Origin of the sequence: Acidovorax sp., from assembly GCF_022763525.1 — a bacterium.
GTDB lineage: Bacteria > Pseudomonadota > Gammaproteobacteria > Burkholderiales > Burkholderiaceae_C > Acidovorax.
The window spans coordinates 24,137-33,654 of record NZ_JALEGG010000120.1; the positions used below are offsets into that span (position 1 = coordinate 24,137).

Consider the following 9,518-nt stretch of genomic DNA (forward strand, 5'->3'; position numbering starts at 1 on the left):
TGTGCCTACGCATGTTCGAAGTGGAAGACGGCCGTGCCTGCGCGCGCATTCGGTAACCAGCGCACTTCCTCCCCGTCCTGCAGCCCGAACGAATCCAGGATGCGCAGGTCGTTCTTGGTGGCCAGCACCTCGAAATCCTTGTACGTGCCCACGCGGATGTTGGGCGTGTCATACCACTGGTAGGGCAGGCGGCGCGTGACGGGCATGCGCCCGCGCAGGATGGAAAGACGGTTGGGCCAGTGCGCAAAGTTGGGGAACGCCACCACGCCCGTGCGGCCGACGCGGGCAGTCTCGCGCAGCATGGTTTCGGCATTGCGCAGGTGCTGCAGGGTGTCGATCTGCAGCACCACGTCAAAGCTGTTGTCGCCGAACATCGCGAGGCCTTCGTCCAGGTTGAGTTGGATCACATCCACCCCGCGCTGCACGCAGGCCAGCACGTTGGCATCGTCAATCTCCACGCCGTAACCGCTGCAGCCGCGTTCACGCTGCAGGTAGTCGAGCATGGCGCCGTTGCCGCAGCCCAGGTCGAGCACCCGCGAGCCGGGGGGCACCAGTCGTGCCAGCGCCTGCATGGTGTTCTTCTCGGTCATACGGCAAGCTCCTTGGCAATGCTATCGAAATAAGAGCGCATCACGCTCATGTAGCGGGCGTCGTCAAGCAAAAAGGCATCATGCCCATGCGGTGCGTCGATCTCTGCGTAGCTCACGCGGCGGCGGTTGTCGAGCAGGGCCTTGACGATCTCGCGGCTGCGCTGGGGCGAGAAGCGCCAGTCGGTGGTGAAGCTCACGAGCAGGAACTTGGCCTGCGCCCGCGCCAGCGCGCGCGTGAGGTTGCCGCCGTGCGCGCGCGCGGGGTCGAAGTAGTCGAGCGCGCGGGTGATCAGCAAATAGGTGTTGGCGTCGAAGTAGTCGCTGAACTTGTCACCCTGGTAGCGCAGGTAGCTTTCAATTTGAAACTCGATGTCCTGCGTGCTGTATTTCAGCTCCAGGCCCTCGCGCAGTTGCCTGCCGAACTTCTCGTTCATCACATCGTCGCTGAGGTACGTGATGTGGCCGATCATGCGGGCGATGCGCAGGCCGCGCTTGGGAATCACGCCGTGGCGGTAGAAGTGCCCGCCGTGGAAGTCCGGGTCGGTCACGATGGCGCGGCGGGCCACTTCGTTGAAGGCGATGTTCTCTGCAGTGAGGTTGGGCGCGCTGGCCACGACCACCGCGTGGCGCATGCGCTCGGGGTACTGCAGCGTCCAGCTCAAGGCTTGCATGCCGCCCAGGCTGCCGCCCAGCACGGCGGCCAGTTGCGCAATGCCCAGGCGGTCGAGCAGCCGGGCCTGGGCGTTGACCCAGTCTTCCACCGTGACCACCGGGAAGTCGGCGCCGTAGACCTCGCCCGTGTCGGGGTGCGTGTGCATGGGGCCGGTGGAGCCGAAGCACGAGCCCAGATTGTTCACGCCGATCACAAAGAAGCGGTCGGTGTCCACGGCCTTGCCGGGGCCGATCATGTTGTCCCACCAGCCCTCGCTCTTGTCCTGGCCGGCGTACACGCCCGCGACATGGTGCGAGGCATTGAGGGCGTGGCACACAAGCACGGCGTTCGAGCGGTCGGCATTGAGCGTGCCGTAGGTCTCGTAGGCCAGGTGGTAGTCGCGGATGGACGCGCCGCTTTGCAGCGGCAGCGCATCCGGGAAGTGCATGGTCTGGGGCGTGGCGATGAACGACATAAAGAGCAGCAACAAGAAGGCCCCCTGCCACTGCCTGCGCGGGCGCCGCTGCGGGGGCAGCGGCTGCTGCGTTCGTTGCCGTGGGGGCGACCCGGCGGCAATAAAAAACCCGGCGTCGCTAAAAACGAGGCCGGGTGGGGAGGTCGGACGGGTCTTTAGCAGAATTTATAAAGCGCCCGCAAGCTGTGGCAAATCGGCGCGTTGGGTAAATATACCAAAGCGCCCGCCGCTTCGTCCATCCGTCCGCTACTTTCAGTTGCCCACGGGGGTGAAGATCGCCACTCCCCCGAGCACGAGGAAGATCACGGCCGACACGACGTGGACCGCGCGGATGGGCACACGTCGCGTGATGCGCTCGCCGAGCCAGACGACGGGCGCGTTGGCGATCATCATCCCGAGTGTGGTGCCAGCCACCACCCACAGGTAGGCGTTGTACTGCGCGGCCAGCATGACGGTGGCGATCTGCGTCTTGTCGCCCATCTCGGCCAGGAAGAAAGCCACCAGCGTGGTGCCGAACACGCCCCAGCGCGGCGAGCCATCGGCTTCACCCTCGTCGAGCTTGTCGGGGATCAGCATCCACACGGCCATGGCGATGAACGACGCGCCCAAAATCCAGCGCAACACCTGCGGCCCGATGAAAGTGGTCACCCAAGAGCCCACGGCGCCGGCCAGGCCGTGGTTGACCAGCGTGGCGGCGAGGATGCCCAGCACGATGGGCCAGGGCTTGCGAAAGCGCGCGGCAAGAACGAGGGCGAGCAGCTGCGTCTTGTCGCCCATTTCAGCGAGCGCGACGATGGCGGTGGAGATGAAAAACGGTTCCATGTGGGGTCTATCCGGCCGGATAGTGACAAGAACGCATTGACTGCACCCCGACTCCGGCCTTGGATCGGCATGCAGTCAATGGTCTCGCCCAGCTCAAGAACCGCATGCACCATAGGCTCACCGAGCCCAAGTTTGTTGACGCATGCCCCCGGCGCGTTGCACGCCGGGCGGGCTACTCCCCAAAGACCTACGCATTTTAACCTGCTCCCGCCCCCTGCGGGTTGCCCCCGCAGCGGGGTCATGCTGGTGGGAATGCCCATCCAGCTCCTGCGGGTTTCCCCTAGAAACCCCTGCCAAACGCGCCGAAATGACCACACATTTGACCCGGATGGACAGGTTCACCCAGAAATAAACACCACACGCTGCATAAAGTGATTAATAATGGGTTTGCTCCCCTGCTGGCAGAGGAGCAGTTAGCTTAGCGGTGAATGGTCAGTTTCGCGTCTCTGAAGTCGTCACAGGTTTGTTGATTGCGTCGGGCTCCATCGCGTTTTCATGTTTTTTCAGGAGTCCTTCATGGGCAACAAACTCTACGTGGGCAACCTGCCCTATTCTTTCCGTGACCAAGATCTGGAACAAACCTTCAGCCAGTTCGGCTCCGTGGGCAGCGCCAAGGTCATGATGGAGCGCGACACCGGCCGTTCCAAGGGTTTCGGCTTTGTCGAAATGGGCAGCGATGCAGAAGCCCAGGCCGCCATCCAAGGCGTGCACGGCCAAAACTTTGGCGGCCGTGACCTCGTGGTCAACGAAGCCCGCCCCATGGAGCCCCGCGCTCCCCGTAGCGGTGGCTTCGGCGGCGGCAATGGTGGTGGCGGCTACGGCGGCGGTGGCGGCGGTTACGGCGGTGGCCGTAGCGGCGGCGGTGGTGGCTACGGCGGCGGCCGCAGCAGCTACTAAAAAGTCCTCATGGCAGCCTTTGCCGGCTGCCGAGGCCAAGACAAAGGAGCCCTCGGGCTCCTTTTTTCATGCCTGCTCGAATGTCCTCGCCAAAGTCGGTTTTTGCCGCTTGCTTTTTCGACAAAAGTGTGGCGCATAATGGTTCGGCGGGCCTTGCCTGCTTTCCAAGTTTGCGGTGATCCGTCAGTTTCGCTGAGAGCGTCATTGAGATTAGCTGGCTGCGTTTTCGGGACTCCATCGCTTTATCCATGTGTTTTTGAGGAGTCCCTCGATGGGCAACAAACTGTACGTCGGCAACCTGCCGTACTCGGTCCGCGACAACGATCTGGAACAGGCGTTCAGCCAGTTCGGCGCTGTCACCAGCGCCAAGGTGATGATGGAGCGCGACACCGGTCGCTCCAAGGGCTTTGGCTTTGTGGAGATGGGCAGCGACGCAGAAGCCCAGGCCGCCATCAACGGCATGAATGGCCAGCCCCTGGGTGGCCGCAGCATCGTGGTCAATGAAGCGCGCCCGATGGAGCCCCGCCCACCCCGCAGCGGCGGTTTCGGCGGCGGTGGCTATGGTGGTGGTGGCGGCGGCTACGGCGGCGGTGGCCGCAGTGGCGGCGGTGGCTACGGTGGCGGCCGTGAAGGCGGCGGCGGTGGTTATGGCGGCGGCCGCGAAGGGGGTGGCGGCGGCTACGGTGGCGGTGGCCGCAACGAAGGCGGCTTCCGCAGCCCGTATGGTTCCGGCTCCCGCAATGGTGGCGGCCGCAGCGGCGGTGGCGGCGGCTACGGTGGTGGCGGCAACGGCTACTGAAGCCGGCCTTCATCCCGGTCTGCGCATGCACCCCAAGCCCCTTCGGGGGCTTTTTTCATGCCCGCAGCAACCGCTGCTGCGGTGCTACCGCCAAGTGCGGCAAGCGTCTACTGCTCGCCCTGGCGCCGTTTGCGGGGGCGGCCCGCGAGCACCTTGTCGAACAGCGCATTGGGCAGCATGCGCAGCAGCTTGGCCACCACCCCCATCTGCCAGGGGATGACGCGGTAGCTCACACCCGCAGCGATGGCGCGGTAGGCGCGGTCGGCAAAGTCTTCGGCCTGCATGAGGAACGGCATGCCGTAGCGGTTCTGCCGGGTCAGCGGGGTGTCGATGTAGCCGGGCGATATGGTGACCACGCGCACGCCGTGCGGGCGCATCTCGCCGCGCAGGCTTTCGCAGTAGCTGATGACGGCTGCCTTGCTGGCGCAGTACGCGCCATGTCCCGGCAGGCCGCGGATGCCGGCCACGCTGCCAATGCCCACCAGCGTGCCGCTGCCGCGCTGGGCCATGGGCTGCACAAAGGGGTGGAACGTAGCCGCCACGCCGATGTTGTTGGTGGCGAAGGTACGTGCCATGACATCCAGGTCCTCGTGCACCGCCGTGTCCATGCCCACGCTGATGCCGGCGTTGGCAATCACGACGTCGGGCACCCCCTGGCGCGCAATGCAGTCGCGGCCCGCGGCGACGATGCTGTCGATCATCGCCACATCGGCACTATAAATTTCATAGCTATCAGCGCTGATCCCCTGAGCGCCAGCCCATGTTTTGACCTCGGACGTACGGCGCGCGACCAAGGCCAGACGATAGCCCGCGCGGTGGTAGCGCAGGGCCAACGCCTGGCCGATGCCGCTGGAGGCGCCAGTAATAAAGACGAGGGGTGCGGCCATGGGGGCTCCGAACGCTAAGGGGTTGGCGTGCCGGGCAGGAGCATGCCCCGCACCCGCCCGCGCAGCTGCACGACCTGGTCCAGGTTGTCGTAGTCCATGCTGTCGGCCGTGAAACGGTCGTTGCCGCGGGTGAGCGTCACTGGCTTGTCCGAGCGCACGCGCTCGGTGGTGGTGTAGGCATGCAGGAATTCGCTGCGGAACTCCAGCCGGGGCTGGGCAGGCTGGCCGGGCTTGGCGGGCAGCGGCTCGCGGGTGACGATGGCGTTGCCGAACAGCTGCACTTCAGACCCGTCGGCGTTGGTCAGGGCCCGGTCGGCCGTGGCCACGGTGAGGCGGCCGGTGGGCGCTACCGAGCGCATGCGTGCCTTGTCGATCTCCAGCGTGTCGGTATCCGGGTAGTGCCGCGCCTCGTCGCCTTGCACTTCGCTTTGCAGACGACCGGCGGCGTCAAAGCTTTTGACCGAAAAAGACTTCATGAAGTAGTCCGGCTGGTGCAAGGGCGGCCGCTCCGTGGCCGGGAGCAGCGGCATGGGCGCATTGCGCACCAGCCACCAGGTACCCAGCGCCAACAGGCCCATCAGCACCACGGGCAGGTAGAGCGACAGCTGCTCCCAGCCTTGATGGATCACGCTGCGCTTCACGGCGCTGGTCTCCTGCCGAAAGGGTCAGCGGCCAGGCGGGCATCGGGACGGGTGTATGGATGGGTCATGCGGTGTATTCCGCGAGCAGGGCGGCATAGCGGCCCGTGGCCACCAGCAGCAGGTCGCACAACTCGCGCGCTGCGCCGTGCCCTCCGCACGCCTGCGTGACAAAGTGGGCGGCGTGGCGCACCTCGGCCTGGGCATTGGCGGGGGCGCAAGCCAGGGCGCTGCGACGCAGCACCGGCAGGTCAGGCCAGTCGTCGCCCATCGCCGCGGCCTGCGTCCAATCCAGCCCCAGCGTGGCCAGGATCTGCTCGGCGGCAGGGCGCTTGTCTTCGGTGCCGAACACGGCGTGCTCCACACCCAACGCCTTGAGCCGCACCCGCAGGGGCAGCGAGTCGCGGCCCGTGATGACCACGGGGGTGATACCCGCCCTTTGCAGCAGCTTGAGCCCATGGCCGTCCAGCGTGTTGAAGCGCTTGAGGGTCTCGCCCGATTCGCTGATGTACAGGCCCCCGTCCGTCAGCACGCCATCGACGTCGAAAAAGGCCACGCGCACCGGCTGGGCACGCAGGAGCAGCTCGGGGTCGAAATTCAGAACAGGCTGGGTCATGTCAGGGAGCAATGAAGGTACAGGCACGGCCCAGACCCGCGCACCCGTGGGGAAGACGCGCAGCGGCTCAGCGGGGTCATATCACCTTCGCCCGCATGAGATCGCCGATATGGACGATGCCGGTGAGCGCGCCTGCCGCGTCGACCACCAGCACGCTGGTGATGGCGTGGGCCTCCATCATTTCGGCCGCGTCAACGGCCAGCGCATCGGGTGCGATCCGGCGGGGGTTGGGGTGCATGACCTCGCGGGCGGTGGCGGAGCGCAGGTCGGCCCCCGCCTCGATGCGGCGGCGCAGGTCGCCGTCGGTGAAGATGCCCAGCACCTGCCCGGCGCTGTCCACGACGGTGGAGGCGCCCAGGCCCTTGGCGCTCATTTCGCGCATGAGGTCGCTGAAGGAGGCATCGGGCGGCACGCGCGGAATCTCGGCGCCGGTGCGCATGACATCGCTCACGTGGGTCAGCAGCTTGCGGCCCAAGGCGCCGCCGGGGTGCGAGCGGGCGAAGTCTTCCGGGCGAAAGCCGCGGGCATCCAGCAGCGCCACCGCCAGGGCGTCACCCAGGGCCAGCTGGGCGGTGGTGCTGGCCGTGGGCGCCAACTGCAAGGGGCAGGCCTCCCGCTCGACGCCGCTGTCCAGCACGATGTCGGCGTGGGTGGCCAGGGTGGACTGGGGCCGCCCCGTCATCGCAATCAACCGCGCGCCCAGCCGCTTGATGACGGGCAGCAGCGTGGTGACCTCGTCCACCTCACCACTGTTGGACAGGGCCAGCACGATGTCGATGGACTTGATCATCCCCAGATCGCCATGGCTTGCCTCCGCGGGATGCACGAACATCGCGGGCGTGCCGGTGGAGGCGAGGGTGGCGGCGATCTTGCGGCCGACGTGCCCGCTCTTGCCCATGCCCATCACCACCACCCGTCCACGCACCGAGAGCATGGCCTGCACGGCCTGCACGAAAGGCTCTCCGACGCGGGATTTCAAGCCCAGCACGGCGGCCGCCTCGATGTCGAAGGTCTCGCGGGCCAGGCGCAGGATCTGTTCAGCGTCGAAAGTGGGCATCGTGGCGGGGGCGGGAGTCATCAGGGGATTCTATCGACCGTGCCAGCCCTGACCACCATGTCCCGGCCTTGCCCGCATGGTGGCGTGGCCCATCTGCCGCGCACAAAAGAGGCCTGCGAAAAGGCAAGGCTCGGATAGGATCGATCCATGTCCTCCCTCGCTCTCACCTTGCTCTACCTGCTGGCCGCGGTGCTGGGCGTGGTGGTCTGCCGCAGCCTCAAGCTGCCCCCCATGCTCGGCTACCTGGCCGCGGGGGTCCTCATCGGCCCCCATGCGCTGGCGCTGACACAGAACTCCGACGCCGTGCGGCACCTGGGCGAGTTCGGCGTGGTGTTCCTGATGTTCGCGATCGGGCTGGAATTCAGCCTGCCCAAGCTGCGCGCCATGCGGCGCCAGGTGTTCGGCCTGGGGCTGCTCCAGGTGGTGCTGACGATGGCAGTGGTGACGGGCTGTGCGCTGCTGCTCGCCCGCTGGGTAGGCGGGGTGTGGGACGTGGGCTGGCAGACGGCGCTGGCGCTCTCGGGGGTGATGGCCATGAGCAGCACCGCCATCGTGGTCAAGCTCATGTCCGAACGCGCGGAGCTCGAGAGCGAGCACGGCCGGCGTGTGATGGGCATTCTGCTGTTCCAGGACTTGGCCGTGGTGCCGCTCCTGGTGCTGATCCCTGCGCTGGGTTCGTCACCCGACCAGTTGCTGACCTCCCTGGGCTGGGCCCTCATCAAGGCTGCTGCGCTCGTGGGCATTCTGCTCACCGGTGGGCAACGGCTGATGCGCTGGTGGCTGACGCTGGTGGCGCGCCGCAAGAGCGAAGAGCTGTTCATGCTCAACCTGCTGCTGATCACGCTGGGCCTGGCCTGGCTGACCGAGCTGGCGGGGCTGAGCCTGGCGTTGGGTGCGTTCATTGCTGGCGTGCTGGTGTCCGAGACGGAATACCGCCACCAGGTGGGCACGGACATCCGTCCGTTCCACGACGTGCTGCTGGGCCTGTTCTTCATCACCATCGGGATGATGCTGGATTGGCACATCCTCGTGGACCGCTGGGCGCTGGTGCTGGCGCTGCTCACGGTGCCGCTGCTTCTCAAGCTGACCATCATCCTGGCGCTGGCCCGGGGCATGGGCGCCACCACCGGCGTGGCGCTGCGCACGGGGCTGTATCTGGCGCAGGCGGGCGAGTTCGGCTTTGTGCTGCTCTCGCTCACGCAGAGCAACGGGCTGGTGCAGCCCGCACTCATGAACCCGATCCTCGCGGCCATGGTGCTGTCGATGCTGGCCACGCCCTTTCTTATCCTGTCCAGCAATCGCATCGTGATGAAGCTGGTGGCCAGCGACTGGCTGCAGCAGTCGCTGCAGATGACCAGCATCGCGCGCAAGTCCATCAACACCAGCAAGCACGTGATCATCTGCGGCTACGGCCGTTGCGGCCAGAACCTGGCACGCATGCTGGAGCATGAGGGCATCCCGTACATGGCGCTCGACCTGGACCCCGACCGCGTGCGCCAGGCGGCCGCGGCCGGCGATTCGGTGGTGTATGGCGACGCCACCCGGCTGCAGGCGCTGATGGCGGCGGGCCTGGTGCGCGCGAGCGCCGTGGCCGTGACCTACATCGATGTACCCGCCGCGCTGAAGGTGCTGGCCAACGCCCGCTCCCACGCGCCCCAGGTGCCGGTCATCGTGCGCACACAGGACGACATGTACCTGGACAAGCTGCAGACGGCGGGCGCCACCGAAGTCGTGCCCGAGGCCATCGAAGGCTCGCTGATGCTGGCCAGCCACGCGCTGGCGCTGGTGGGCGTGCCCATGCGCCGCGTGCTGCGACTGGTCCAAGACCAGCGCGATGCCCGCTACAACCTGCTGCGGGGCTACTTTCATGGCGCGGATGACGACACCGCCCACGAGCGCGACCAGGAGCGCCTGGCCACCCTCAACCTGCCCGCAGGCGCCGCCGCGCTGGGCCGCAGCCTGGGCGAGCTGGCGCTGCCGGCCATGGGCGTCCAGGTCGTCAACCTGCGGCGCGGCACCGGCCACCTGAGCGCAGCCGTGGACGATGCCCAGCTGGCGGCGGGCGACACGCTGGTGCTGTCAGGC

The 9,518-nt window shown here is 66.7% G+C and carries 10 protein-coding genes and 1 riboswitch; of the genes, 3 read left to right on the forward strand and 7 right to left on the reverse strand.

Going from position 1 to position 9,518, the window contains the following annotated elements; all coding sequences use genetic code 11:
* Positions 1-5: 5 nt before the first annotated feature.
* From metW to MRY84_RS09610, 3 genes are all read right to left on the reverse strand, one after another.
* A complete protein-coding gene (metW, locus tag MRY84_RS09600) occupies positions 6-590 on the reverse strand; it encodes a methionine biosynthesis protein MetW (protein WP_291505504.1) in 585 nt (194 codons plus the stop codon).
* Positions 587-1,717, reverse strand: coding sequence for a homoserine O-acetyltransferase (locus tag MRY84_RS09605; RefSeq protein ID WP_291505515.1), 1,131 nt, complete (start codon positions 1,715-1,717; stop codon positions 587-589). Before MRY84_RS09605 ends, metW begins: the two co-directional genes overlap by 4 nt.
* 252 nt (positions 1,718-1,969) lie before the next feature.
* Complete coding sequence (locus MRY84_RS09610; protein WP_291505505.1) at positions 1,970-2,539, reverse strand: TMEM165/GDT1 family protein; 570 nt, start codon at positions 2,537-2,539, stop codon at positions 1,970-1,972.
* Positions 2,540-2,543: 4 nt separating this feature from the next.
* Positions 2,544-2,732: riboswitch (yybP-ykoY riboswitch) on the reverse strand.
* Between the two features lie 323 nt (positions 2,733-3,055).
* On the opposite strand from MRY84_RS09610, the gene MRY84_RS09615 reads away from it, so the two are divergent.
* On the forward strand, positions 3,056-3,436 hold the full coding sequence (locus MRY84_RS09615; RefSeq protein ID WP_291505506.1) for an RNA-binding protein: 381 nt from the start codon (positions 3,056-3,058) through the stop codon (positions 3,434-3,436).
* Positions 3,437-3,707: 271 nt separating this feature from the next.
* On the forward strand, positions 3,708-4,235 hold the full coding sequence (locus MRY84_RS09620; RefSeq protein WP_291505507.1) for an RNA-binding protein: 528 nt from the start codon (positions 3,708-3,710) through the stop codon (positions 4,233-4,235).
* Between the two features lie 107 nt (positions 4,236-4,342).
* Here MRY84_RS09620 and MRY84_RS09625 read toward each other — a convergent pair whose 3' ends face one another.
* The 4 genes from MRY84_RS09625 to MRY84_RS09640 form a co-directional block, all read right to left on the reverse strand.
* Positions 4,343-5,122, reverse strand: a complete 780-nt coding sequence (locus MRY84_RS09625) for an SDR family oxidoreductase (protein WP_291505508.1) — start codon at positions 5,120-5,122, stop codon at positions 4,343-4,345.
* 14 nt (positions 5,123-5,136) lie between these two features.
* A complete protein-coding gene (lptC, locus tag MRY84_RS09630) occupies positions 5,137-5,763 on the reverse strand; it encodes an LPS export ABC transporter periplasmic protein LptC (RefSeq protein WP_291505509.1) in 627 nt (208 codons plus the stop codon).
* A 64-nt stretch (positions 5,764-5,827) separates the two neighbouring features.
* Positions 5,828-6,376: an HAD hydrolase family protein gene (locus MRY84_RS09635; protein WP_291505510.1), complete on the reverse strand. Its 549-nt coding sequence runs from the start codon at positions 6,374-6,376 to the stop codon at positions 5,828-5,830.
* A gap of 76 nt (positions 6,377-6,452) precedes the next feature.
* On the reverse strand, positions 6,453-7,454 hold the full coding sequence (locus tag MRY84_RS09640; protein ID WP_291505511.1) for a KpsF/GutQ family sugar-phosphate isomerase: 1,002 nt from the start codon (positions 7,452-7,454) through the stop codon (positions 6,453-6,455).
* A gap of 126 nt (positions 7,455-7,580) precedes the next feature.
* On the opposite strand from MRY84_RS09640, the gene MRY84_RS09645 reads away from it, so the two are divergent.
* Positions 7,581-9,518 (forward strand): monovalent cation:proton antiporter-2 (CPA2) family protein (locus tag MRY84_RS09645; protein WP_291505512.1); only part of this gene is annotated, 1,938 nt, incomplete at its 3' end.